The following is a 26,389-nucleotide window of genomic DNA, read 5'->3' as shown; positions in this document are numbered from 1 at the left end:
CAAGGTATCGAGAAACGCGTCAAGTCTTGCGAAAGTCAAGACGTCGATCCGCCTGTTGAGTAAAATTTGGAGGTGGTGCTGACAGCCAGCGACGTCGAAGGATTTGAGCGAGGGAGGTGCGATTGTTAGCCATCCCAGACTAACAATCTTTCCCGTCGGCGGTGGATAATCGCCGCCATCCGTGGCGGCCGTCGCGATTAGACCGAGCGCTTGCGACGTTGAACGCCGATGTAGCCGGCCAACGCCGTGCCGAATAGCCAGACCGCGCCGGGTGCCGGTACCGAGCTGGGCGGTGCCGAAGTCACGCTGAGTTTGTACCCGTCGATGGTATCGCCCCATCCGCCGTTACGATAGCCGCCCAGCACGATGGTATAGACCTGGCCGGCCAGTACGTCGAAGCTGATCGTGTTGAGGTTGCTGGGGGTGGCGCCGCCGACGCTATAGGCGACAATGTCGCCGACCGCGAACGTGGTATAGCCATCCGGTAACGAATCTTGAGTAAGGCCGAAAATATTGTTGTTGGAGTTCCAGGCGTCGTGGTGGAAGTAATCGGCGTTGGTGCTCATGCCTTGGAAGATCGTGAAGCCGAATTGGGTGCCGGTCTGATTAACGCCGGAAGCCGACAAGGTGATTCGGGCGTCCACCTCGGATTTGAACAGGCCGAACTCGAGGTCGTGGCGCCAGCCGCTGGCATGTCTAGTCGCGTCGTTGGTATCCGGTGAAATCGCATCGCTCCAGGCGCCCTTGGCGGTGTCGATATCGGCGTGCACTCCGTAGCGGGTGAAGGCGTCGGCACTGGAGATTTCGGCGCTGTCGTAGCCGGTCATCGACAAGCCCCAGTTCAGGTGGGCGCCGGTGTAGCCGAACGGGGTTTTGTGGCTGCCGGTGGTGCCGGCCCACGCCGCGATCGAAGTATCGGTACCGTTGGAGCTGCCGCCAAGTCCGTAAAGCCAGCCGTCGGTACCGCCGCCCAGCTTGGGTACGCAGGCGGCGGTCGCGCAGGGGGCGCCATAGGCCGTGGTCAAGTTATACATCGTGGTGGCCGACGCGGAGGCGTCGCTGATCGCGCCCAGCGTCAGCGAGCCGCCGGCTAGAGCGTAAGCGATGGCTTTGGAGAGTGTGGTGTATTTCATAGGGTCTCTACATTAAAAAATCGTTTTAAGAACATCGGCATCATACCGGGGCCTAACCATCATCCGAATCAGGCCTTGCGCCGCTGCCAGCCCAGCAAGCCGATCGCGCTACCGAACAGCCAAACGGCGCCCGGCAACGGAACCGGGGCTGCGGAAATCGTCAATTCGTAGTCGTTTCTGGTATAGGTCCAGCCGCCGCCTTGAAAGCCGCCCAAGAAAATGGTGTAGACCTTGCCGGCTTCGGCCAAAAAACTGGCGTTGTTGCCGTAGACGTCGTCCAGGATCAATTTGTCGGCTTCCAAGCCGTTGCCGTCGCCGCCGCCGGCAATCGTGAACGGGTTGGCAGTGGTAATTTGATAGGCGTTGTCGCCAACACCGACGGCCGTTTGGCTATCCCATTCGTGCCAGGAACCGTGGTGGCCGTAGTTGCCGGTGGATGTATCCATGCCCTCGAACACCGTGAAACCGTAGTCCGGGGTAAGATCGGCGGCACCGTTTTCCAGAAGACTGTGAATCGACAAGGTCACGACCTGGGTAACCGTCGATTTGAACAAGCCTATGTCGGTGTCGTGCTTCCAGCCGACGCCGGCTTCCGGGGTGCTGCCGGGGGATTTGCCGCCGTCGTGCCAAGCACCGCGGGCGGTGTCGATATCGGCATAGTTAAAGGTAGTGCCGTCCGCCAATGCCGTGCCGGCGTAACGGGCGTTGGAGTCCAGTTTGGAGATCACCGCGGTATCGCCGGCGCCGACCACCGCGGTCCAGTTCAGCGTTTGATTGCCGGCGTAATTGAAATTGGCATCGTTGCGCGGATCGTTGCCGACCCAGGGTACCGCGGCGTTACCACCGGATAATGTTTTGTTTGGACTGTCAAAGGTAGCGGGACCGTTACCGCAGGTACTGCCCGCAGTACCGCAAGCGTTGGTGGTGGTCCGCATCCAGCCGTCGGTGCCGTTGCCTCCAGAAACCAGTGCGTTCGGCACCGACCGATCGTGATTGAAGGCGTTGTAGGAGGTTACCGCGGCGGCATTCGCAACGGAAGAGCCGAATCCGGTCAGCGCGCTGCCCGACAAGAGCATGGCGATGACGCGGGAAAGTGGTTTAGGGTTGAGCATGATCTGTTCCTGGGTTTGAATTGACGAATATCGCCAAAACGACGCGCGGTTACCAGCCATTCGCTTACGAAGCGGTAACACTTGTTTTGCCGCTGGTGTGGCTTGACGGATGCAACGAATTCGTGATTCGCTTTTCGAAGCATCGGTTCGCAGCTCAATGTCTGTCGGCGAATGTTCGGTGTCGTTTGGTTGCGTGGCCGGGCTCCGAAAAACTACGGTCAAACGCAACGTTAGAGCAAGCAGGATGCATGCCCGAATCGGTTGAGAACCCTGCTCCGTATGTGATTCGCACGCGGACGGTGGGGTGAATATAAGTTATTGAAATATATTTATTTTTCTAATCCGATAACTTCGCGGTCGTGCTCGGCTTGGACGCTCCGCGCAAACCGGCAGGCAGTGTGCTTTTAAAAAGTGTGGGATATAGCGTGCATGATGCGTTAAATAACATTGTTTTTATTACGGTTCCGCCGGCAGCGGGCGGTGTTGATATTCGTTCTCCAATATCGCGAGGCCGCATCGGTTGCGGTGCGTCGGTTCACCCGAGGTGATGGATCATGTTGCGGGAAGCCTGGTTGGCCTCTGGGAGTTTTGTTATACGTCTCGTAATTAAATTTCGGTATATGAAAGGTATGGCATCGGGTCAGAGTTCGCTAACCCGACCGGTATTGGCTGTTACCGAGATCCTCCGCGCGATGAATAGCGGGTGCGCGACCGGTAATGCCGCCGGCTAGAACGCATAGTTCCAGGTGGCGGTCAGGGCGCCGTCTCGGTCAAGTTGATAACCTTGGTGATCGGTTCCTACCGGTTGAAGCCATTCCACGCCGAAACTGTGGCCGGCGAAGCGGCCGTCAGGAACGTCAGCGCTCAGGCCGAAACCTATATCCCAATAGCGTCCGCCGTAGTTGGTTGGATAATCCACTGGGGCTGTCGGTTCGTGGTTTTGTGTCGTGGAGCTTTGAATCTTGTCTTGCCAAGTGTAAACCCCTCGAATGGACGCCGAAAGCCAATCGAATATCCGATAGCTGCCCCAGCCGCTGGCTTGAAAAAGGTCGCCGTAGGCGTAACCGTACTTGTTTTTTTCCAAGCGTTTGATACCGCTCAATTGCATGCCCCAGCCCCAATCGTCCATGCCGCCGACGTAAGTCAGACTGGGTTTGAAATCCCAGGTGCCGCTACCTAATTGCATGCCGTAATCTTGTAAAACCGGCGAGCCCGGCGTGACGTCCGTCTTAGCGTTGTTTTTCAAAGAGCCTTGGCTCATCTGCGCGTCGATACTGCCAGTTGGTGCGCTGACTCCAATGCCCGCGTGTAAATGGTGTTTACCGTCATCCGCCAGCTTAATTAACGCGGTAACAACGGTATCGCCAATATCGTTGCTAGTGTGGTACGCGCCGCCATGTCCGCCGTATTCGCTAAGCTCTTCTTGGTCGGCGAAGGCGCGGATCGGATTGCTCATGCTCATGTCCATACTCATTAGCTGCGGCATGACCATCAGATTCAACCAGTCGGTCGGCGCATACATCAGATCCAGCATGTGCATCTGCATGTGCATCTTGGTCGGCTTGTAGATGCAGCCGTTGCTAAAGCCGCTACAGCCCCCGGCGACGATTGCCGCGTCGCTGGCGGGGCTGTTGCCGCGCAGCATGGCGCCGCTTTGGACGTTATACATAAATCGATAGCCGACCATGATTGAGTCGGCTTGATTCATCATGTGGCCGAACATGATCCCGGCGGGTGGCGGCGCGCCGTGGACGTGATGGTGGTGATGGCTCTCGTGACTCGAGCCTTCCTCGAACAAGCCTTTGGCAGCGAAATCGACGCTCAAGTTAGCGTGGGCCATAAAGTAGTCGAAATCGGCGTAGTCGCCGATGCCGCCTCCGCCCAATTTGAGCGAACCGGCGTGCGTCACGTACTCGAATCCGCCTTCTAATTTAACGCCGCGCGCAAACTGCTTACCTATTGTCAAGCCTCCGCTCAAGTCGCCGAATGCCGACAGGCGAAAATCGCTGGTATAAAACCCATCCGCGCGCGGTGATAAGAAATAGGGTGCGAAAAAGTCCGCTTGAGACTGTGAGTAATAGCGGATTCCGGGTGTCACGGTAAGCCCCCAAGGAAGCGATTGGTACCATTTCAACTCGAAGGTGTGGGAGTTGATTCCCCAGTCGTCAAGATAAAAACGATAGTCCAAATGCAAGGAAGCATCCAGCGCGGGAACATGCTGGTTCAAGCGGCTGGATAGCGACCATTGATTGCGCTGGCTGGGGCGATTTTCCCGAAACAGTTCCGTACCGACTACTTCCAGCTGAGTGATGCGCTTCCAGTCAACGTGTTCGGCATCGGTTGCTAGTTGGTAGTATTCTTCGGGCGAGATTTCACCTCGAACATAGACGAATTTGTAAGGGTTGCTCAGATAGCCGGTTTGATGTGTAAAACTGGTGCTAAGCTGAGCCACGCTGTTTTTGGAGAATACTTGCGAAATACTGGCGGTAAAGTTGTGAAATTTGCTTTCCTCATTCAGACGCGGGTAGTCGGCCGCACCGAAATGTTCGCTGTGTCCGGCGTGTCCGGCGTGGCTGTCGGAACTGCGGTTGATTGTGTTACTGGTCATGCCGTAACCGGCCGACACGGTCGTCAACTTATTATTGAACTCGTGACTGATGTCGACATTGCCAAAGTTGGATAGAAAATCCGGCTCCTCGGAAAATCCGCCAGTGACGCCCAATGTCGTATTATCGAAGTAATAGCGCGTGCCGAATTGCGGCATCGAACGAGTTTCCTGCGGTTGCAACTGAAAGCGTTGTACCGTGGCGTTGCCGGTGGGTACCAGCTTGTTCAGGATTGCCGCGTATTGGGCGATCTGCGCTTGTTTGCTGAGTTCGGCGTCGAGCGCCGTCTGTTGGCTGATTTGTTGATTGTAGGTGTCGGTGAGAGGCTGGGTCTGTAGGTTGTAGTTGTCGGTAACGGTGGCAACGTTACTGTTGTATTGGGCGGTTAACGCGTTTTTATTCGCGGCGTATTTGTCGTTGATCGCCTGAGTCGCCGCATTGTAACTGGCGGTGGCTTGTTGCCGAGCGCTCAGATTCGCGCTGTCCAATTGCGCCAATTGAGCTTGGTAATTGCTGTCTAAAGCCGCTATTTCGGCTTGATGTTCCGCGATTAAATCAGTACGGGCGGCGGTGTATTCGTTTCCCAAGCGGGTCAGCTCGCTTTGTTCCGAAGCGTTCAGCGCGCTCAATTGCGAATTGTAGTTGGTGGTCAGCGTGGTGTACGAAGGGTTATAGACTGTATTGGAATAGGTAGTTCGATAAAGCTGTAGCGTGTTGTCCCAGGCCGTTTGCATACTGGTCGGCGTCGATACCGGCGACACAACGATGTTGTCCAGGGTTACCGAGAAAGATTTGATTTGTAGCGGCCCGTTGGAAATTTCCACGCCTTCCTCGTCGAAAACTTGGTCCGGGTCGGTTGGCGTTTTAGGGTAGCCTTTATAATGGAGCCAAACGGCGTTGACGTTGGCAAACGAACTGTTCAGAGTCAGAGTGCCGTTAAAGCCGTTGGCGACGGTTTGATAAGCGATCTTGGTGGCGTAGTTGGTACCGTCTCCATTATATAGGTCGGGGTTGATGGATTGGTTGAATCCGAGGATTTCCCAATAATCCTCGGCGCCAGTGCCCGGATTGCTGTTGCTGATTGGCGCGAGAAAGTCCATGGAGTCCAAGCTGAATGCCGCGCCGGTCTGCGCTCGAAGATAAACGCCGCTGGAATCGTTATGATAGGTCAGTTGTCCGTTCCCGTAGTGCAAATGCGCGCCGGACGCCGTTGGATCCTCAACAATACCGACTGCGAAATTGTTTAAGGTGGGGGAGGAAGTGCCGAACGGGTAAACGCATTGGCTGCCTTGATTCAGGCGGCAGACGCCACTGGCTGTAGGGTTGACGTTGGCCATGCCGTAGTAGGCCGCGCCGCTGACGTTGTTAAAATCGATGGTCCTTGTCGCCGTAATGCTGATGGGGTCTGACGGCCTAGAGCCTAGTGTGTTGGTAATGTAGTCGTTTTCGGCTTGGGTGCGGGTCGTGTTTAGAGTGGTCACCGACGAATCGTAAGTCGATTGCAGTGCATTTCGTTGGCTCTGCGTGTTGGATTGCAGCGTGTTGACCGAGACATTGTAATTTTCAAGCAACGCCGGCAATTCGGCGTCTATGGCGCCAAGCGACGCATTATAGGCGCTCGATTGCAACGCCTTGTCGGCGGCCAACTGAATATCCAAGGCCAACAGGTCGGCATTCAGGTCTTGCGTCAACGGGGATATTTCCAGCGCCGCTTTTGCATCCTCGCTGGCTTTTTCGGCGCTAAGCTGGGTACTTAGTGCGTTCAGCGACGCTTGATAAGCCTCGTCGATAGGTGTCTTTACGGCTTCGTATTGCGCCGAATAGCCCGAGTTGGCGATTTGACTGGCCGCGTCGATGTTGTCTTGAGCGGCGTCCATGCCGTCTACGTAGGACTTAAAGGAGTTCAGGCCGCCCAATACCGTTAACCCTGACGCTGTAACGCCGCCGGAGGCCGAACTGACCAGATCGACGTATTCCACTAAATCTCGTCCGCCACCCAAGACGTATTTGGCTTGGTTGGTTATTGCTGTCGGAATCGAGTAGGCCGGAGTAGCGCCGCTGTAAGTGTCGCGGTCGAGACTGAAGCTGAGTTCGATCCGGTCGGAAAGAGGAATCACCGCATCGGCATGGTAGACCTCGACACGCATACGCTCATCGCTTTCTTGATAGTGCCCGTAGCTGACGTTGGTGTGGATTTGTTGAGCGGGAATCGCGGCCGATGCATTCAGGCCCGGTAAACTTAGCGCGGCCGACGTTAGCGCCGCAAGCGCTTTGTTCGAATCCGGTTTAATTGCACCCACAGCCGCCTCCATTGCCTCCGTGCCCGCCTTGCGAAGCTTCCTTACTGGTGTAAACGTGATCTCGGAAATGGTTTTGGCTGGGATTCGGAGTGATGGCCATTTCCGGTTTTGCCAGATTGCCCCGCTCCCAGGGCGCGACGTCGGCGCATCCTTGCGTGAAGCCGCAAACGATCAGCAGATAGACCGGCTTCGTCGACCAACGAATTCGCGTCTTGGGCGCTTGCCCGAGGGGAGCGGGGGGGGGATTTGAACTGTGATTACTGAATTGTCCATCTCGTTGGGCCGAAATCGCTTCGGATCTTGGATGGCTCGCGCGAGTATAACGCGTCGCGCGGCCATCACCTTCCACTGAGATCGGTTTGGACACGACTCGAGGTTCTTCCTGTCTCGCCAGAAGGAATCCAGCGCGGTAGCTGTGGCGCTCGGACCTATCACGGCATACCCGCCAGACCGGCATCGGCGAGAGCTCCGAACCACCGCTAGGGAGCGCGACGGTTGGGCTAGCGTCACGAGACTCGGCGCTACAAATTTTTATCGGGGGCGTCACTAGGCTGGACTTTACTGTCGAATTCATTTTAGGGTTCCTTTAAGTCAACGCCGCATTGGTTGTTTCGTATCGCAACCGAGACCGTAGCGTCGTTGTCTTTCATTTGCCGGAGTGCATTTAGCGCCATGGGTTCTCGAGTGGATCGCGAAATGGCGGTCGATTCGCTTGCCTTTCGCGGTTCTCAACCGCTCGATAGCCGAATAGTCTTTGTTTGGTCGTTTATTTTGAAACCTTTCTTGCCAGCTTGTGGTTTTTCCGCGACCTGTCGATAGATTTGCGGTATGGAATCTCAAAAATACGAGCACCAAAGCCGCTAACAGGTCGCGCACGTTCACCGCGCACGTTCACGGTGTTCCAGAACGTTTAGACCTGAGGCGGGTGTAACCTCGGGTGACAATTGCAATGGTGCCGCTCTTAATTGAAATTGGACAGAAGATTCGGGCGAAGAGTGGGGCTTGTTGCGACATTCTGACGTAGCGTTGGCGATAAACAATTTTGATGGTAAAGCACAAACCATGCCGCAAGATCACCCAAAAACTTCCGGAGAGGTTGGGCTGTGGAACCTCGCGGTTCCGCGGTACGAATGGAAAGCCTTGAGACTAGCATCATCCGCGCAATGGTTTTAGCGGGTTCGGAAAACCGATTTGTTTACGTGGCTAGCGCCTAAATTTGTGGGCTATCGATTACTGGCTTTAACGATGATTATTGTCAGTTTGGTAAGTGCGTCAAATCACCTATCAGCCTGACGCCTAGAGAGTTTACTAGATAGATTGGGGCTGCCATAGGATGAGTTTCTCTGACTTAACGTCTTGATAAAGCGCCTGAAAATGGGCGGAGCAGTTGGTTTTAGAGGCATATCACGCATCGATCTAGTTAAATAACATAGTTATTTTATGCTGATAATGCGCTCTAGGCTTTTGGGTTTACTCAGTAAGGTTGTTGGAGAAAATCTCGTCGGCATTATTAACGGGGGGCTATATCGATATTGTTCAGTTAAATCAGTAGGTTGTTGTTCTGGCTGGCTGAGTAGTAAATTTGTCACGACGCGATGATTGTTCTTGGTACATGAATTGCTGGCGTATAGTATGCTCTCCTGTCTACATATGGGAGTTTGTTTGGCTGGAATTAATTTTTGCGAGGACATTTGAATGAATAAAGGCATATTTGGCGTTGCGACAGCGACTGCGTTGCTGTCTGTGATGGGGGGGGCAAACGCGTCCATGACGACGATGGTGACCTATAACTTGAACGACTTTCCGGTAGCGGTTTACCACGATTCGAACGTGACTTCGACTGCTTCGGGGGCTTGTCCCGCCGAACCTGGGCGGTCGGGAAACTGTTACATTTCCAATAACACCGGCGCAACTCCCGCGTCCAGCGTAACCGAAAATGTTATCGTTGCCGGAACCGTGCGCGACGAAGCGGACTCCGGTGCGCACGTCCATCAGGAAGTGGACGATTTGGACGCGTCGAATTTAAAAATCCACTACCACGCGGACTCTGGCGGGCTTTACGTCAGAATGCGGGATAAAAGCGCATTCAGCTTGTTGTCTATCAATCTCGAGGCTCCCGAAGGAACCGGAAATCCCGACCCCAATGCGTATTGGGAGATTCTTGGGTTTAGCGATGCGATAAACCCTTCATTGACGGCGGGTGATGGTACTAACTATGCAAATCGCGTGGCCTATCAAACTTTACCGTCTACCTTCGATTGGTCCGATCCCTCCTCACCGTTGTTGCTTAACGACGACTTTAGCAACATTAGTGCTTTTTGGATTCATTTCGGCGGTTGGGGCAAGGTGCCTTACGATCCCGATGCGGTATACGACGACGAAGGTTTGTTGGTATCGGATGGTCCGTTAACGACTCCGGTATTTAATCTCTATATCGATAACATTACGATGGCTGCCGCTGGTACGGTCAATCCCCCGTCTAACGTTCCTGTCCCAGGTGCTGTTTGGCTGTTTGGATCGGGCTTGTTGGGTCTTTTGTCATATCGTAGAAATAACGTTAGCGCCTAACGTTTTGTCGGGCTAATGGCGAAAAAAGGGTCGGGTAACCGGCCCTTTTTTATGAAGAGCATTTTTACGCGCGCGAAGTATGTCAAATCACCTATTTTTGTTACGGATGCTAGAGTTGGTCTTGGACGGATTTTTTAACATAATGAATCTATTGAGTATTTCTGTTTTAGCTCAATTATTGCTTTTACAATACCTGCGCGGTGTCGGTACCGGACAAGCAAGGCGTTCACCCAATATTTGCCCTAGAGGTTACCAATGAGTTTAAACAGAAATCTATTTATTTTCGGCTTCGGCGTGCTGGTCATGGAGGCCGGAAATGCCCACGGCCCGTTGCCGATGCCGCTACAAGACGTTCCAGTCCCGACAGTGCCGGGTTTGTTGCTGGACGCTACGCATCCCGATCCGATTGTCGTCAACAAGGAAAAGGCGATAGCGCTTGGAAAAGCGTTGTTTTGGGATACTAACGTGGGGAGCGACGGCATGGCGTGTGGTTCATGCCACTTTCACGCCGGAGCCGATCGTCGGGTACAAAATCAGATTAATCCAGGTGGAAAAAGCCATCTTTCCGCAACCGCGCAAACTTTCGAATTGGCGGCACCGGATCACAAGCTGAATGCCGATGACTTTCCGACTTATCGTTTCGATAACCCTTTCGACAATACTAGCAGTGTCCTATTTTCCACGGATGATGTTGTATCGTCGTCCGGTACATTCAGCGGCCAGTTTACCGGCGCATCAAAATTGACGGGTATGGAAGACCAGTGTGCTCGTGCCGCCGATCCGGTGTTTCATCTAGGGTCCATAGGGACTCGGAAAGTCGAGCCGCGTAACGCTCCATCCGTTATCAATTCGATCTTCAATTACCGAAACTTCTGGGACGGACGCGCCAACAACGTATTTAACGGTGTTAACAATTGGGGGGATCGAGATCCCAATCCAATCGGGGTTTGGGTAAAAACCGGCGCTCGAAGCGTTAGTAAGCAACGGCTGCATTTAACCAACTCATCGCTTGCGTCGCTCTCCGTGGCGCCGCCGCTAAATGACGCCGAAATGTCTTGCCAACAACGCGATTGGCCGAGCATCGGTCGCAAATTGCTGTTACGTCAACCTTTGCAAAACCAACAGGTTCATCCCCAGGATAGCGTTCTAGGCGCCTATAGTCTGAGTGGCGCGAGCGAGTTAAAAAACGGTCTGAATTTGACGTACCGAACGATGGTGCAGCAAGCTTTCAACAACAAATATTGGTCCTACAGTGGTGCCGGGCCGTTTGGAGCACCGAGTTCCGGGACGCCCTACAACCAAATGGAAGCAAACTTCTCTATGTTTTTCGGTATTGCGTTGCAGATGTATCAGGCAACGCTGGTATCCGATCAAGCGCCTATCGATTTGAGCCCGCGTGACCCTGCTTCCATGGAGCCAACATGGGAAGGCTTGGGCAAATCCGCGGCTGAAATTGAGCAGTTAAAAGAAGGGTTGAATGCTTTTGTCAGCAATCACTGCAATCTGTGCCATGCGGGACCAAACTTAACGACAGCGACGATAGACGTCAACAGTACCTTGGTGACAGCGACGACACCAACCAGTTATTACGGCCCATCTCACTTTCGGATCCCCTACGGTGCGAATGCATTAGGAACAGGGAATGGCGCGGCCGCGGCCGCTATTACCCCGTTTAAAAATGTTGTCGATCGGCGAAATTTATCGGGTGCTTTCAAACTGGTCGATGTTGGGTTTGCCAATACGGGCGTTAACGATCCTCTCGCTGATATGGCGATAGGTGGCGTTGACGATTTTAATAACCCGTTGTCGTTTGCAGACCAATACGTGCAATACCTGCTAGGAAACAGTTCGGCTATCAAGGATTCCGTGGTCGCTACGACTCGTGCTTGCGATTTTACGATCGGATTGGCGGTTAATTCAACGTTGGTGAGCAGCGCAACGATAACTAAAGCCGACGGCACCCTGGAGATCGATGGGAATCGCGAAGGTGTTTTGCGGGATCAGAATTGTTTATCGGCCTCGAGGAAATATATTCCTACCGTGACCACGGCGAATAATGTTTATGTTAATAAGCCGACCAAATTGGCGACCAGCACGGCCGGGACGTTTAAAATTCCCGGATTAAGAAATATTGAATTGACAGGTCCCTATATGCATAACGGTAGTATGGCCACCCTGGAGCAAGTTATTGAATTTTATTCCAGATTAGGGAATTTTAATAATCCGAACAAGGATAACTTAGTAAACAACATCACCCTTGCCGGTTATCCGCCGGCCAGAGATGCAATTATTGCATTACTAAAGAGTTTTACCGACGAGAGGGTGCGCTACGAGAAGGCGCCATTTGATCATCCGCAAATAAAGGTGCCACACGGACATGCCGATCAATTTGGCGCTTTGAATGAAGGGAATTTTGGAAGCGTCAACTTGGCCAAGGATCAGTATTTAGAGATTCCGGCCGTCGGCGCGAATGGAGCGGATACTCCGTTGCCATCGTTTGCGGATATTTTGGAGCAATAATCAGCATTAAGACAAGTGGACGTCGTCCGCTTGTCCGATGTTAAATTGAAATTTAATATCGGTAGATGTTGGCTTCGTCCGTTATCTAAATTGAAAACACGGTTATTTGCTAATTTGTGTCGTGTTTTATTCTGTTTTGGGGATTATATGAGATTTAAAATAAAATCGGTGTTGATTGTGGCTGTGTTCGCGCTTGTAATGGCCGGTACTAACAACGCCGCGGCGAGCGTTACGTTTTCAAGTCTAGCCAATTTGAGTTTTTCAATTGCAAATATTGAAACGTCGGCCAGCGATTTGAGTGACTTAGAGTTTTCAGCATCGTTCGTAAGGTCGGGAGCTGATTTTCCAGCGACGTTTATCGACTTGACCGGAGACGGGGTAGTTTTTGATACGACCGAGGAGTTCGCCACGGGCGTTAAACCGGTACAGGTCGGCACGAGCTTTTCCCACGAATTTGATTTAGCGGGGGGCGTTTCAGCGGGTGCGATCGACTATAGTCAAGTCGGTTGGTACGATGTTGGGTTTAATAATTTAGGCGTTAACTCATATTCGATTACCATGAGTTATTCCTATAGCTTGTCAACTGAAATCGTTGGAAATGATGGCGTCACATCGGTCGGTATTCATTATACCGATAGCGATGGATTGATCGATCAATTCGACGAGGCGTTGGCAAGCTCCTTAATCACGGGCCTTTCCTCCGGGACTAAACAATTTTCGGGTAGCTTTACCTTTACATTGGATGGCGTAAGTAATGCTAAAACTTTTTATATTGACTTAAATCACTCGGGTAATCTGCTGTCGGCGGCGCCAGTTCCTCTGCCGGCTGCCGCGTGGTCTTTTTTGATAGGTTTGCTGGGAGTGTTGGGCTTCAATAAGAAAAGCATGGTTTTTTAGTGGAATAGAGAGTCGGTTTAAACATCTGCTGATTTAATTAGTTATAGAATTCTAGGTTGCGAATTAATCAGAGGTTCCTTAATACTCGTGGCGTTGATGAATAAGTATGTGTCAGCGTAAGAAATTGATTACACAGAAGCAGGTAAGTCCTTACGTGTATAGACTGGTCGGAAGTTATTTTGATAATATTAGTGAGGGAGTTATGAATAAATTAAACCAAGTTATCCGTGTTGTATTTTTTCTGCAGATATTGTTTTCGGTCAATTCGGCGCGAGCGGATATTTCAGATTCGATTGAATGTAGAGAGGCTCTAGTAAATAATGTTGCTTATACTATTCCTTATCAAACTGCCATTTCTTGCGATAGAGGAGTCGGGAGTGTCACCTATTCCGGTGATTTAACCAATTACGGCGAATTTACCGTGGCCCCTGGCTTCAACCTTGTTTTAGAGGGTGGGATAGAAAACTATGGAACTTTAAACATCTACTATGAATTACAGTTCCGGGGAAACGCTGCGGTTATTACTAACCGGGCGTCTGGGATTGTTAATTCCCCTGAGTGGCTATTTGTACACAGTGGTAAATTTGACAATTACGGGACGGTTAACTTTGCGCCGATACATGGTGACGCCGCTTTGGGTGATAATTTGCTGGCTATAAACGGTGCCTTTAACAATTTTGGAACATGCAGGTTTGATGACTCAATAGGGTCGGCGGGTGGAGCAGGTGCATTTAAAAATCAAGGTAAATTTGAAATAACTTCTCGCGGTAATTTCCCGAAAGAAGATTATCAGGAATCCTTCAATTACGTTCAAACCAAGGGAGAGATCGAAGTCAATGGCTTTTTTAGAGCAAAATCAGTCAATATATCCGGAGGGAGGCTGAGTGGGAACGGAACGCTAAAGATCGATAGTGGAACCGCTTCCATTGTAGGTTCAAAAGGAGTAATTTCTCCTGGCGCTCCGATCGGTACTTTGACCATCAGCAAAGCCGATCTGATCTTAGGCGGTTCTCTGGATATCGAACTATCCGGGCCACAAAACAACGACAAATTAAATGTGGATGGCAGTCTGAACTTGAGCAACACTTATCTCAACGTCTTGCTACGGCCTGGCTTTTTACCTCCAATCGGTACTCAATTTACCATAGCTAATGCGACTCATATTACCGGTCAATTTTTAGTTCCAGTATTGCCTAAGCTACCCTTTGGCGCCTGCTGGCTAATAAACTACACGGACACCGCCGTAATGCTGGAAACATCGGGTGGCGGAAACAGTAGTTGCATTGATTGATGGTCTTAAGAGGTACGGATTTAGGGTTGGGTTGAGCTAGGCGATGCTTAGATTTTAAGAACCAATTTTCCGGATTATTTCCATTCGGGATGGATGAATGCGGTAACTAAAAATAAGCGCCTTAGGGCGTTTAGCACCGATCGCTTCCGGTGTGATTTATACAACTAAGTCGGCGAATGCCATGGAGCGGCCGGATTGCGGCGCGAGTGATGTGCGCTGGGCATAATCGCCATTACACGGGCAGTGTTCGATGCGGTAATGATGCAACCCAATTCAACTCTTACAATATTAGGAGTCTTTGACGTGCCGCAAGTTGGGGTTAGCAGAAAGACACGTTAGTGTGCCTATTTGCTAAGGACGTGTTCTGGGGCGCGCTATTGTTGCGAAAGATTGTTCGGCAATCCGTTGCCCGAAAAATCGACAAAATTTTGCGACCACTTTTCCGTCGGCGCCGCCGACTCGCCAGCGTCGTCATGTTTCGCCCCCAACGAGGAGGGGACGAAACATGAGCTCTTACGTGACTTGACGGCGCGTTTCGATGCCTACCAGATTTTTCCTTTCTGCGAGAACCCTTCCGGTACTAAGCGTCACGGGGGCTAAAATCGTCACATCGCTATCGCGCCATTTCCACGATTTTCAGCGAAGGATGTTTTTTGAGGGTAAAGCGCTATATGCCCATCGTTAAATAACATAGTTATTACGATGGGTGCTGGCGACCCTCGAAATCCGTTACAACAAGTTATGGTCTGTAAGTTGCTATAATTTTCGTACTTGGGTTACTTGAGGCCTTAGTGGCACGAATCGTTGAAATTTATTAATCCTTCAATGGAGAACACATGAAAAACAAAGTTTTTTACAAATCGAATGCTAAATCGGCATCTAAGTTGGGTCTGGGCATTGCGCTGGCGCTGGCTGGGGTGGCTCAGCAAGCTCAAGCGCACGTCGAGTATTACGATCTCAACCAGGGGGCGCAAATTGGCGATCTGACGGCTGCCGGTAAAGCGGCTTCCACCGCGCAGTATGGCGAAACACCAGCGGCGGTTTTGGCCGTGGCGGGTTCCGGTTTGACGAGTGCTCAACGTGCCGCCAACGGTATCGGTGCGGCCATTAGCGCGCAGAGCGATCGTCCGCTGAACGACCCGAACCTGTGGAACGCCACTAACCAAAGCTATACCGGCGTCGGCTCGTTTTCCAACGTTAACTACACCTCCGCCGCCAGTAGCGCCACGGTTGACGTCACCGACGTAACCGATTTCGGTTGGGGCGCCGGTACACAGACGTTGTTGGGCGATAGCCATAAGGTCGACTTTTTCAACTTCCGTCTGGATCAAACCTCGACGGTGACGATCAAGTGGAATGTCGATAGCGACGGCACCTATATCGACTCCGCGTTTACCTTGTACAGCGGCGTGTTGAACTACCAAGCCCACGACGATGCTAGTGATAAAGCCAATCCTTCGGTGGTGCCGACCGGCAAGGTTCAAGACGTGCTGGATTCGGCTACCGCGCCGGTGGACGCGCAAGGCATCGCTTCGTCCTTCCGCGATACCAGCAAGGCTGGCAGCCCGGGAACCTATGTCGGTCAGTTCAATGCCTTGGCGAACTGGGGTCAATCCAACGTTTCCGGTAACTGGGGCAATATTGCTTATCTGGCCGGCGTAAACGCCAATGCCAGCGCCGAAGTAGCGGCTAACGGCTTCAGCGCCAATGCCGAAGATACTTTGGAAACCTTGGTCATCACGCTCACCGCCGGTAACTACACCATAGCCGCCTCAGGCGCGTTGGGTGCTGTTGCCAATAGTACCCTGGGAACTTTGGGTGCATTGGATTCTTTCGGGCTCACTAATTTGCATGGCCACCTAGAATTTTCGGCGTCGGTTGCGGCGCCGGTTCCGGTGCCAGGCGCGGTATGGTTGTTCGGTACCGTCTTGGCTGGATTCGTGGGCTTGAATCGCCGTAAAGTGTTGGTTGCCTGAATTTCCGACTTGGAAATACCGTTAGGTAACCGATGAATAAAAGGCACAAGGACGTGTTATTGGTTGTAAACGGCCCGTATGGGCCGTTTTTTTTGCATAGAGAAAGCTGTTCTCGGGCTGGGTCTTGGTCTGATCGAGGATGTGTGGGATTTGCCGATATTGCTATTGCATATAACATAGTTTAATTAATTTGCCCGCGCGTCTTCTAAGCTTTGTGCGGGAAAAATTCATGGCATGCGATTTGCTGTAACATGGCCTAGCTTAGCCGACGAAGTATAGAAAAGATTTTCGGATTGGCTAGGGTGTCGTCGGGCGTTTGATGAAAGTCGGTTTCCACAGTCGCGGACCTTGGAGCTTTTTACTTGGGGGATTTATGTTGAATATGAATAAGTTTAATTGGGCGGCGCTAGCTGTCGTGTCACTGTGCGGTTTGTCCGGACAGGCGCTGGCGCATGTCGATTACGCGGATTTAAGCGATCCGATTTCGTCGCCGGGTGGCGTCAACGGCGGAACGTTTACCAATTTCGGTTGGCATAACGGTACCGAGGCTGCGTTGGGCGATAGTCACTCGCTGGCGGGTGGGACATTTTTCAAATTTCATCTGGACCAATCTTCGTTAGTGACGATCACTTTTAGCGATATTAGTGGAACAGATGCGTTGAACCCGGCATTTAGCTTGTATTCGGGGCTGTTCGCGGCTGAAGCGCACGACGATACGACGGTAGATCCGTTGAATCCTAAAGTATTGGTCTCCACGCCAACGCCGCATGTCGTCAAGCTGGCTTCGCCGGTGGATAACGGGGTGCTGTCACCGTTTCGCGATACTGAACACGTCGAATATCGCGGCCAGTTCGATGCTTTGGATTCCTGGAGCATGGCCAATAACAGCGGTGAATGGGGGGTAATTCAATATCTGACTCACGTTGGTCCTGCGGGAGGCAATTCGGTGTCGCTGGTGAATTATCTGTTGGGCGCCGGCGATTATACGATCGCGGCCGGCGGCGGAACGGTTTATGACGCTGCAACCGCGCTGGAGGGTTTGGACGGCCAGATTTCCTTAAGCGTGACGGCGGTGCCTTTGCCGGCGGCAGTATGGTTGTTCGCTCCGGTCTTGGCGGGTTTGACGGCAACGGCAAGGAAACGCAATAGCGCCAAAGGTTGACTTTCGTTTTGGGAAATGAGGAGAAAACAGGACGTTTTGCCAGGGATGGTTCGCCACATTCGCCGCGAGGCGAAGCCGGAAAGCCACGGGTCCTCTTAGGGGGAAGGGACGGCCGGGTTGCAATCGATGTAAGGGGCGGATTTGGGGTTCACTGCGAATTCAATGTCTGTCAGAGGGATAATAATTATTACGGTAAAAATAACTATGAAAAAAATGACTTTAAAAGCTTCGGTTTTAACGTTGGTTGGCGGTATGGCATTAATGTCCGGACAAGCAATGGCGCACGTAGGCTACGGCAGCGCGTTATATTGGGGCGCGGGCACTTACGATCCGTTGACAGGTAACACCCAAGGCGCGACAAGTACCTATGGAGCTGCGGCAAACTTTACACCCACCGTATCCAGCAACGGCGGTTATCTGGCCGGTTTGAACCCGGATTCCTTGGGTAATACTCACGACATCCGCTTCCGTTATTTCATTCTGGAAAAAGACGCGAATGTTAGCTTCACCATTACCGGTACAACCAATGCCAATGGTGCAAGCACATTGAACCCAGGCTTCTCGTTGTACAACGGCGTGGTTCCAGCCTCCTCGCACGACGGCGTGGGCGATGTCGCTTCAACCGCGGCTGATCCCGATACCGCTGCATATTTGGCGGGAGCGCCTGATTTTGCTTCTTGGTCGCCGTTCGCGGGTGTCAATGACGTTCGCGGTGGCGCGGCGGCCGGCACAGCCGCTAACCCTACCGGTTTGTGGGGCGTGTTCGATACCAACGGCAGTATTACCACAGGCAACAATGGCACTGCCGGCGCGACCGATACCCATGGCCCGAACTATTTGGGTAATTTAGATACTGCTAAGATCGCAACGATTACCTATACCGGCAAATCGGGTGCGGACGCCGCGGCGGGTTCCAGCTTCACCAACTCATCAGGCGGAACTACTGGCGTTTTAGCGGCCGACGGTACGGTGGATAACAGCGTGTCTTGGAATGGCTTTTTGCACGCCGGCGTCTATACCCTGGCAATCGGCGGCGCCAATGTCGCGGATTACACCCAGTTGTTCAACGACATCGTCAACGGCGGCGCCACCGCCGGTAGCCAGTACGCGGCAGCCTACACAGCCGACCGTTTGGCCCGCGGTTTGACTATCAGCAACTTCAGCGTAACCACCGTTCCGGTTCCTGGTGCGGTTTGGTTGTTCGGTAGCGCATTGATGGGTTTCCTGGGCATGAAACGCCGCGCGCGTAGCGCTTAATTCAAGGAAGGTTATCGGCTTGCTTCGATAACGCATTGGCGGGATGCCAACCATTCGCGAGCGCTCGCCCCAGGGATTGGGGCAAGCGCTCGTTTTTGTTTTGATGCCATCGGGCCGGTTTGTGACGCTTAAGGATGCCGCTTTAAATGATATTCGATGGCCGAGGCGTTTTTCTTTAGTCGCCGGCATACTGTCGATTCGATGCCGGCAACGGACGATTTGGTTTTTCGCGCTTATAATGCCCGGCCCGATTACCGATCGAGTACTTGTTAGGAAGTTCGCGGCGATCAATAGGTTTTTACTTCTTACTCAAAGTTTGGTCAGTCATGTCTGAAAACGGTTTAACCGATTCTAAAGCGCGGAGCGGCGCATTGAGCGCCGCCGCGTTGTTTGCCCTGGTGACGATTAGCGGCGGCGCGGTGATGATATTGGAACTACTGGGTACGCGAATTATCGCGCCGTTTTATGGGGTCAGTTTATACGTTTGGACCGCGCTGATTTCGGTAACGATGATTGCGTTGGCGATCGGGTATTACCTGGGCGGTTATTTGTCGGATCGTTATCCGGCCTTGCGGCTGGCGCATATTTTGGCGCTGGCTTCGGTAACAACGGCGCTGATTCCGTTTCTCGGCGGTCCGGTAATGACGTGGACTAATCCGCTGGGAATACGCGGCGGCGCGTTTGTCAGTGCGTTGTTATTGTTTACGTTGCCGCTGACTTCGTTGGCGATGGTTGGTCCCTATGTGATCAAAATGGCCACTCGCGACTTGCGGGGTGTAGGCCGGGCAGTCGGTTCGGTGTATGCGGTCAGCACCGTCGGCAGCGTGATCGGCACTCTGTTGCTGGCTTTCTATTTATTGCCGGAATTCGGTACCCGCGCGATCGTGTTCAGCTTGAGTCTGGCGTTATTAGTGGTGGTGATCGGTTTACTGGTTTTCGACAGGCCGGCGCCGTCAACGGGTGGGGCGACGTTTTCGGTGGTATTGGTGGCCGCTCTGACTTGTACGTTGGCGGCGAACGGCTATGCGAAGACCGTCAAATCGGTCGGCGGCTTTAAGGTGTTGCACGAACAGGAAAGCATCTACGGCTGGGTTAGAGTCGTCGACGACGAGCGCAAGGGCTTTCGCTTGCTGTTGTCCGATTCTTCGGTGCTGAGTGCGGTCGAAAAAGCCCAAGGTCGCAGTTTGCTGGGGTATCAGGTGATATTGGGTTTGGTGCCGCCGTTGTTCAGACCCGAGGCCAATCAAGCCTTGCTGATCGGTTTGGGCGGCGGCCATGTTGCTCGCGATTTAAAGGCTAAGGGACTGGCGACGGACACGATAGAAATCGATCCGGTAGTCGCGGATGCCGCGAAGCAGTATTTCAATTTTCAGCCGACCGGCGAATTTTTGGTGGGCGATGCGCGTTACGAAGTCAAAAAGCTCAATAAGCGCTACGACTTCATCATCCACGACTGTTTTACCGGCGGTTCAGAGCCGACACATATGCTGACGGTCGAGATGTTGAGCGGCTTGAGAGCGATGTTGAACGAGCAGGGTATTCTGGCGCTGAACTACGTCGGCTTCACGCAAGGCGAAGGCGCGAACGCGGTGACCTCGGTTTATAAAACGTTGGCCAGTCTGTTCCCGAATATTCGCGTTTTCACCACCGAAAAAGGCGAATTCACCGATTTTATTTTTCTGGCTTCGCGGGGTGGCATCGAATTCGATCGCAATAAGCCGGAACTCGCTCGGCCGATTCAATGGTTGTCGGAGCACGAATATGCGATGACCGATGCCGACGGTATTCTGATTACCGACGATTATAATCCGATGGAAAGCATGCAGGTCAGGAAGGCCGAGAGCTACCGGAAAATTTTCATGGAACGAATCGCACCCGAATTATTGTTGCTTTAATACCGAATAACCGTTTGATCTCGCCGAATCGTCCGCAGGAATGACGCTTCGATAGCATAAAGTAAGCTTGACCGTGGTGACTATGAATCGATTTTTGACTGGTAAAGTTTGGTTACGCCTAATCTGGCTCGCTGTGTTTTTGCTGATGTGGCCTATGAAGAACTGTTGGGCCGTTCTGTCCGCCAGCGCGGGTTCGAATCAGACCGTGCTCTACAACGCGACCGTCACGCTGAGCGGTAGCGCATCGGATGTGACCAAGGCCGTTAAGCGCTGGCAATGGCGGCAGATTAGCGGCAAGAAAGTCAAGTTGCGTAACGCCAATCGCGCGTCCGCTAGTTTCGTTAGTCCGTCGGTTGCCGGGACGCTGAAATTCATGTTGACCGTCACCGACAAAGCCAAGCCCAAGGCGTACGCGGTCGTCAGCGTCACGGTCGTGCCGAGTGCGCCGGGTTTGACCCTGGTTTCGCAAAATTTTAACGCCAATCAGGCGATAGCCGCCGGTCAGACCCAGGTGTTGACTTGGAGCGTGCGCAACGACAGCGGCTACACCTTGTGCGCGAGGGAAGGCGGCATCAGTTCTTGTAAAATTGCGTTGGTCGCTGCGAACGGCACCGGTGGTCTGACCTATACAACGATTCAGCCGGAGAGTACCGACGATTGGGCGAACGGCGTTACCAAGGACTTTTCGGTGAGCGCGATAGCCCCGGCGACGATACCGGCCGGTAGCTATCAACAGGCTTGGACCTTCAGTTACGACAGCGGCCAGAGTTTACCGATCGCCGGCAACGACAGCGGATTGTCGGCGCAACTTTCGGTGGCGCCCATCGTCAGCGTTTCGTTGCTGAACGCGTATTACGGTAGCGACGCGTCAGACACTTACCATGCCGGCGATTCGATCACTCAAGGCACGTCTAAGGTGCTGAATTGGGTTGTGAAAAATAATAGCAACACCTCGCTCGACAGCGTCGTGCTCGCGGCGGGTACGGCGACCGGTAACTTGCAGGTCGCGGCGATCTCGCCGGCGTCGGTCGCCAGTTGGGCGAGCGGCGAAAGTAAGACCTTTTCGGTCACGGTGACCGCGCCCGCCGACGATTTAGGTGGAAGTCATGCGTTAAACTGGAATTTGAGTTACGGTGGCGGTACAGCGTTGACGTTGGATAATAGCCAGCAAATCGGTTTCAGCTTGCAAACGCCAAATCCGAATATTCATTTGGTGTTGGTGCGGCGCTATTTTGAAAACAATGCCGCCGTGGTCGACGGTAGCCAGATCGCTCAGGGGGGTGGCCGTACCGTGAAATGGGATATCCGCAACGACAGCAGCGTGGTATTGAACAATGTTAGCTTGTCGCCCGGTTCGGCGACCGGCAATTTGACGATAGGCGCCATTTCGCCCGCGGTGGCCAATACTTGGGGGATAGGCGAAACCAAAACCTTCTCGGTCGCCGTTTCCGCCAGTGTCGGCGTGTTGTCGGGCCGTCACGGCAAGGCATGGAGTCTGGCTCTTGATGGCAATCCGCTAAATTTGGACGGCAATCAGACCGTGGGCTTTAGTCTGACGACCGCGCCGTTGTCTTGCGAGGTCAGCGCCAGCCCAAGCCTGGTCGGTTTGACCAAATTGAATACGAACGGCGTGGCGGCGATTGCCAGTAGCGCCAGTTGGTCTTGCGTCAAGGATAACAGCAGCGGCCTGATTTGGGAGGTAAAAAGCGATGATGGTGGATTACGCGACAAGGATAACGTGTACACCTGGAGCGAAGCTCAGGCCTATGTGCAATCGGTGAACGCCCAAGGTTTGTGCGGTGCCTTCGATTGGCGCTTGCCGACCGCCGAGGAATTGCTCAGCCTAGTCGGCGCCCGAACCGACGATGCATCTGCGCGGGTCACGCGCCTGATCGACTACGATTTTTATCCGAATAGCCAAACGGCGGATTATTGGTCCAATTCCGATTCGTCCGACGGCAACGCGTGGGGGGTGTCGTTCGAGGACGGCGGTTATGTCTTGAACGCCAAAACGTCCGCGCATTACGTTCGCTTGGTTCGCGACGCAAATTAAACGTTAACTTTCGCTAAGGCTTGTTGGGCATTGTTGTAATTTATGAATAAGAGCTATTGTTCGTCCGTGTTGATTTTTGTGTTGGGCATCGCGCTGTCGCTAAACGCGGTTGGCGCAGAAGTAGGGCAAGCGCTACCGTCCTGCGCGGCGAGCTTTGCCGGCAAGGAACCGTTGGATTTTTCCGCCTACCGTGGCAAAGTGGTGTTGGTCGATTTTTGGGCGACTTGGTGCGGACCCTGCTTGAAGTCGATGCCGTTTTTCGATCGCTTGTTCAGTCAATCTCAGCAACGAGGATTGCAAATCGTCGCGATCAATGTCGATGAAGACACCGAACAAGCGCGGCAATTTATCGATCAGCATCCGGTGAGCTATCCGATTGCCTTCGATGCGGAAGGCGCTTGTCCGAGTGCGTTTCAAGTCAAGGCCATGCCGTCGTCCTATCTGGTCGATAAAACCGGCAAGATTCGTTATGTACATTTGGGATTTAGGGAAGAGGATCAAGCGGTGCTCTCCGAAAAGATTGCCGGTTTGTTGGCGGAGTAGTATTCATGGATAAGCCGCGAAAATTAAAGCGGGCGGCGTACCTGACCCTGGTGTGGCTGGGCTGCCAAGCTTGTGCGGACGTGGCGCCATGGGAACGCGGCGTGATGGCCAAGGACATTATGTCGTTGGACCCTAACCCCAATCTGAATCACATCCGCGACCATATCTTTACCAGCAGGGAGGCAGCGCAAGGCGGCCGTTCAGGATCGGGAGGCGGTTGTGGCTGTAATTAGTACTGAAAAATCCAAGGCGCTGGCGGCTCTGACGACCGCCGCGTTGAGTTTGCCGGGGCTGGATTGCGCGGCTGGAGTGCCTTCCACTCAGGCCGAGGGCAATACCGAGTACGGTTATTATCAGGAAAGCAGCGGGCGGATGAACGTCCAGATCTTTCACGCGGATGGCCTTATTCCGTTGAACGACCGCTTGGAATTCAACTTTAGCCTGGACCGCGACACCTACACCGGCGCGTCGCCGGCTTACAGTTTGCCGTCGGCGATGACCAACCAGCCGGTAGCGATCAAGACCACCGAAAACGGCAAGGACTACGCGGACGTCGTATCCGCCGCATCGGCGGTTTCGGCGGCCACCTTGTCCGGCGCGGAGAGTCTGTTACAAACTTCGTCGTTCTATCAAGAGGCCTATAACAGCATTTTGACGTCGCTGAACGACGCCGATGCGGCGATCTACGGTAATAACATTCCGCAAGATGTATTGGCCAACAATCAACAGATCGCCAGCTTGGCGGGTTTCGACGCGGCCTTAAACAATTTCATACCCGCCAACGACAAAGCCGTGCAGCGGTTTCAGACCCAGCCGCTGGAAACGCGAACCCAGCCGGTTTTAGGGCTCAAATACTATTTCGATGACACCACGCTGGGGATTACCGGCGGTCAGTCCGAAGAGCCGGACTTTCAGTCCAACTTCGGTAGCCTGAACTTCAGTCACGAATTCAACGACAAGCTGACTACGGTGTCTGGTGGGTATTCGGTTACTCGCAATGCGATTTTTCGCAATGGCGGGCATTCCCATACCCCGTCCGGTTTGGGCCTGGGCCACATTCACCCGGCCGATTGCGAAATCAGTACCTGTACGGATTATTCCAGTCTGAACGCCAACAGCCTGTTTCACGGCGTCAACTTGGCGATTTCGCACGTGCTCGACAAGAATACCTTGCTGAACTTGGCCGGCTCGTTCACGCACCAGTCCGGCTTTCTGAGTAATGCCTACAAGACGGTTTATGTGCGCGGTGAAATCACCCCGGAAGAATATTTGGCCTTGTCGAATACCGGGGCCAATTCCGCGATCGATTGGAAGGCTATCAGCAAGCTGGAAATTGTCGGCCCGGAATTGTTCAGGGAAAATCGTCCGGGTCAGCGCAATCTGTTTTCGTTTTCGGGCGGGGTCAATCATTACTTTCCGGCGCTGGATGCGGCGCTGCATTTTGATTACCGCTACTACCACGACGATTGGAAAATCGACGCCCATACCTTCGAGATGAAATGGTTGCAATCGCTGCCGTTCGGCATCACGGTGACGCCCAGCGTTCGTTATTACTCGCAATCGAAGGCCGATTTCTTCGCGCCGTATTACTTGGCGCCGCGGGCCGACGGCTTCTATTCCAGCGATTTTCGCTTGTCCGGGTTCGGCGCGTTGAGCGGCGGCGTGATACTGTCTAAGCAAATCGGCAAGGCGGTTAAGTTGGAAGCCGGCTTCGAATATTACCAGCGTGCCAGCGCTTTCAAGCTGGGCGGAGGCGGCGGCAGCGATTATGCGGACTACAGCTACTATCTCGCCCACGCCGGCGTCAACATCAATCTGTCGGCGCCCGGCAGTTTGCTTAGCGGCGACGGCAGTTTGATCGACAGCTTGTTTGGCGATGGCGATCCGCATGCGCATCACCACCATCATCATCACGGCGCGCCGGTGCCGGCCGGCGTGATGTTCGGTCATATGATGCCCAAGGCCGACGATGTCATGGTCGGCTACATGTATATGTACAACGGCCAAGCCGGCACCATGCTGCACGGCAGCCAGGCGGTATCCGACGCCCAAATCGTAGCGGGCGGCTGTCCAGGCTACGGCTCCGGGGTAGCGGCCTTCAACGGCTGTTTGGTCAAGCCGGCGTCGATGCATATGGGCATGCATATGCTCGACATCATGTATGCGCCGACCGACTGGCTGAATTTGATGGTGATGCCGCAGCTAATGGACATGGATATGACCATGAGCGACGACCTGCGTGCCGCGAACTACACGCCGAACTCGACCTACACCGAAAAGCATTACGTCACCGATACCAGTTCGTTTTATGCCGGCATGCATCACACCGTGTTCGATCTTGGCGATACCTCGTTGATCGCGCTGGTCAAGCTGTTCGACGACACGGCCCACCATCTGCACGCCGGTATCGGCGTTAGCGCGCCGACCGGCAATGTCGCGATTCCGCATACGACGCTGAGCACGGTCAACGTGCCGGACAGTCTGGGGGCGGATCATTTCTATCAAGCCAATATCAAGGTCTTGCAAGATTACGGCATGCAATCGGGCAGCGGTACTTGGGATTTCAAGCCGACGCTGACCTACACCGGCGAGCACGACGACGTGTTCTGGGGCGCTCAATTTAGCGCGGTCAAACGCTTGCAGGATAAAAACAAATCGGGTTATGCGCTCGGCGATACCTATCAGGGTTCGACTTGGGCCGGCTACAAAGTCACGCCTTGGCTGTCCGGTACGGTACGAGGCGTTTACACCCAACAGAACAAGCTGAAGGGCGATTTATACCAATTGAATCCGACCGCTTTGCTGCAAGGCCAGACTACGCAACTGGCGCATAATCTGACCTCCACCGTCGATTACCCGCAAAATTCCGGCGGCCATTACTGGGACATCGGTTTGGGGCTTCAGGTGGCTGTGCCGGGCGGCAAATTCGCCGGGCATACCTTCAGTTTGGAATGGCTGCAGCCGATTCAGGACTATGTCAACGGTTATCAGCTGGAGCGCACCGGAGCGTTTTCGGCGCGCTGGAACTATATGTTTTGAGGCAGTGGCTGGCCGATCGAATGCCGGCCCGAGCGGG

General features: G+C 53.4%; 16 protein-coding genes and 1 riboswitch. Of the genes, 12 read left to right on the top strand and 4 right to left on the bottom strand.

Features of this window, described 5'->3' with window-relative positions; translation table 11 throughout:
• Positions 1-197: 197 nt before the first annotated feature.
• The 4 genes from BJL95_RS23090 to BJL95_RS25850 all read right to left on the bottom strand — a co-directional run bounded on the left by BJL95_RS23090 (position 198) and on the right by BJL95_RS25850 (position 7,251).
• Positions 198-1,133, bottom strand: coding sequence for a hypothetical protein (locus BJL95_RS23090; RefSeq protein WP_071160917.1), 936 nt, complete (start codon positions 1,131-1,133; stop codon positions 198-200).
• A 68-nt stretch (positions 1,134-1,201) separates the two neighbouring features.
• Complete coding sequence (locus tag BJL95_RS23085; protein WP_139306402.1) at positions 1,202-2,245, bottom strand: hypothetical protein; 1,044 nt, start codon at positions 2,243-2,245, stop codon at positions 1,202-1,204.
• Between the two features lie 727 nt (positions 2,246-2,972).
• Entirely contained in the window at positions 2,973-7,151 is a 4,179-nt protein-coding gene (locus BJL95_RS23080) for a DUF3570 domain-containing protein (RefSeq protein WP_175463786.1), read from the bottom strand.
• Positions 7,138-7,251 (bottom strand): DUF4266 domain-containing protein, encoded by a 114-nt coding sequence (locus BJL95_RS25850; RefSeq protein ID WP_254786890.1) that lies wholly within the window; start codon positions 7,249-7,251, stop codon positions 7,138-7,140. The genes BJL95_RS23080 and BJL95_RS25850 overlap by 14 nt, the downstream gene beginning before the upstream one ends.
• Positions 7,252-8,846: 1,595 nt before the next feature.
• Here BJL95_RS25850 and BJL95_RS25400 point away from each other — a divergent pair.
• From BJL95_RS25400 to BJL95_RS23020, 12 genes are all read left to right on the top strand, one after another.
• On the top strand, positions 8,847-9,719 hold the full coding sequence (locus BJL95_RS25400) for a hypothetical protein (RefSeq protein WP_071160914.1): 873 nt from the start codon (positions 8,847-8,849) through the stop codon (positions 9,717-9,719).
• A 255-nt stretch (positions 9,720-9,974) separates the two neighbouring features.
• A complete protein-coding gene (locus BJL95_RS23070) occupies positions 9,975-12,239 on the top strand; it encodes a cytochrome c peroxidase (RefSeq protein ID WP_071160913.1) in 2,265 nt (754 codons plus the stop codon).
• A gap of 147 nt (positions 12,240-12,386) precedes the next feature.
• The gene (locus tag BJL95_RS23065) at positions 12,387-13,136 is read left to right on the top strand and encodes a hypothetical protein (protein ID WP_071160912.1); all 750 of its coding nucleotides are present in this window, start codon (positions 12,387-12,389) and stop codon (positions 13,134-13,136) included.
• A gap of 202 nt (positions 13,137-13,338) precedes the next feature.
• Positions 13,339-14,427, top strand: coding sequence for a hypothetical protein (locus tag BJL95_RS23060; RefSeq protein ID WP_071160911.1), 1,089 nt, complete (start codon positions 13,339-13,341; stop codon positions 14,425-14,427).
• A gap of 836 nt (positions 14,428-15,263) precedes the next feature.
• Complete coding sequence (locus tag BJL95_RS25395; RefSeq protein WP_071160910.1) at positions 15,264-16,403, top strand: PEP-CTERM sorting domain-containing protein; 1,140 nt, start codon at positions 15,264-15,266, stop codon at positions 16,401-16,403.
• 382 nt (positions 16,404-16,785) lie between these two features.
• Complete coding sequence (locus tag BJL95_RS23050) at positions 16,786-17,565, top strand: hypothetical protein (RefSeq protein ID WP_139306401.1); 780 nt, start codon at positions 16,786-16,788, stop codon at positions 17,563-17,565.
• Positions 17,566-17,607: 42 nt separating this feature from the next.
• Positions 17,608-17,690, top strand: a riboswitch (cyclic di-GMP riboswitch).
• Positions 17,691-17,841: 151 nt separating this feature from the next.
• The gene (locus BJL95_RS23045) at positions 17,842-18,822 is read left to right on the top strand and encodes a hypothetical protein (RefSeq protein ID WP_139306400.1); all 981 of its coding nucleotides are present in this window, start codon (positions 17,842-17,844) and stop codon (positions 18,820-18,822) included.
• A gap of 371 nt (positions 18,823-19,193) precedes the next feature.
• Positions 19,194-20,717 (top strand): fused MFS/spermidine synthase, encoded by a 1,524-nt coding sequence (locus BJL95_RS23040; RefSeq protein WP_254786886.1) that lies wholly within the window; start codon positions 19,194-19,196, stop codon positions 20,715-20,717.
• Between the two features lie 154 nt (positions 20,718-20,871).
• Positions 20,872-22,770 (top strand): DUF1566 domain-containing protein, encoded by a 1,899-nt coding sequence (locus BJL95_RS23035; RefSeq protein WP_071160907.1) that lies wholly within the window; start codon positions 20,872-20,874, stop codon positions 22,768-22,770.
• 42 nt (positions 22,771-22,812) lie between these two features.
• Entirely contained in the window at positions 22,813-23,313 is a 501-nt protein-coding gene (locus BJL95_RS23030) for a TlpA disulfide reductase family protein (protein ID WP_071160906.1), read from the top strand.
• A 5-nt stretch (positions 23,314-23,318) separates the two neighbouring features.
• A complete protein-coding gene (locus tag BJL95_RS23025; RefSeq protein WP_071160905.1) occupies positions 23,319-23,546 on the top strand; it encodes a DUF4266 domain-containing protein in 228 nt (75 codons plus the stop codon).
• Positions 23,533-26,352 (top strand): DUF3570 domain-containing protein, encoded by a 2,820-nt coding sequence (locus BJL95_RS23020; protein ID WP_071160904.1) that lies wholly within the window; start codon positions 23,533-23,535, stop codon positions 26,350-26,352. The genes BJL95_RS23025 and BJL95_RS23020 overlap by 14 nt, the downstream gene beginning before the upstream one ends.
• The last annotated feature ends 37 nt before the right edge of the window (positions 26,353-26,389 follow it).

It is taken from the genome of Methylomonas sp. LWB, from assembly GCF_001856095.1.
In the GTDB taxonomy this organism is placed as follows: domain Bacteria; phylum Pseudomonadota; class Gammaproteobacteria; order Methylococcales; family Methylomonadaceae; genus Methylomonas; species Methylomonas koyamae_A.
The sequence above is the reverse complement of the archived record's forward strand: the minus strand, read 5'-3'. Positions and strand labels throughout refer to the sequence as shown.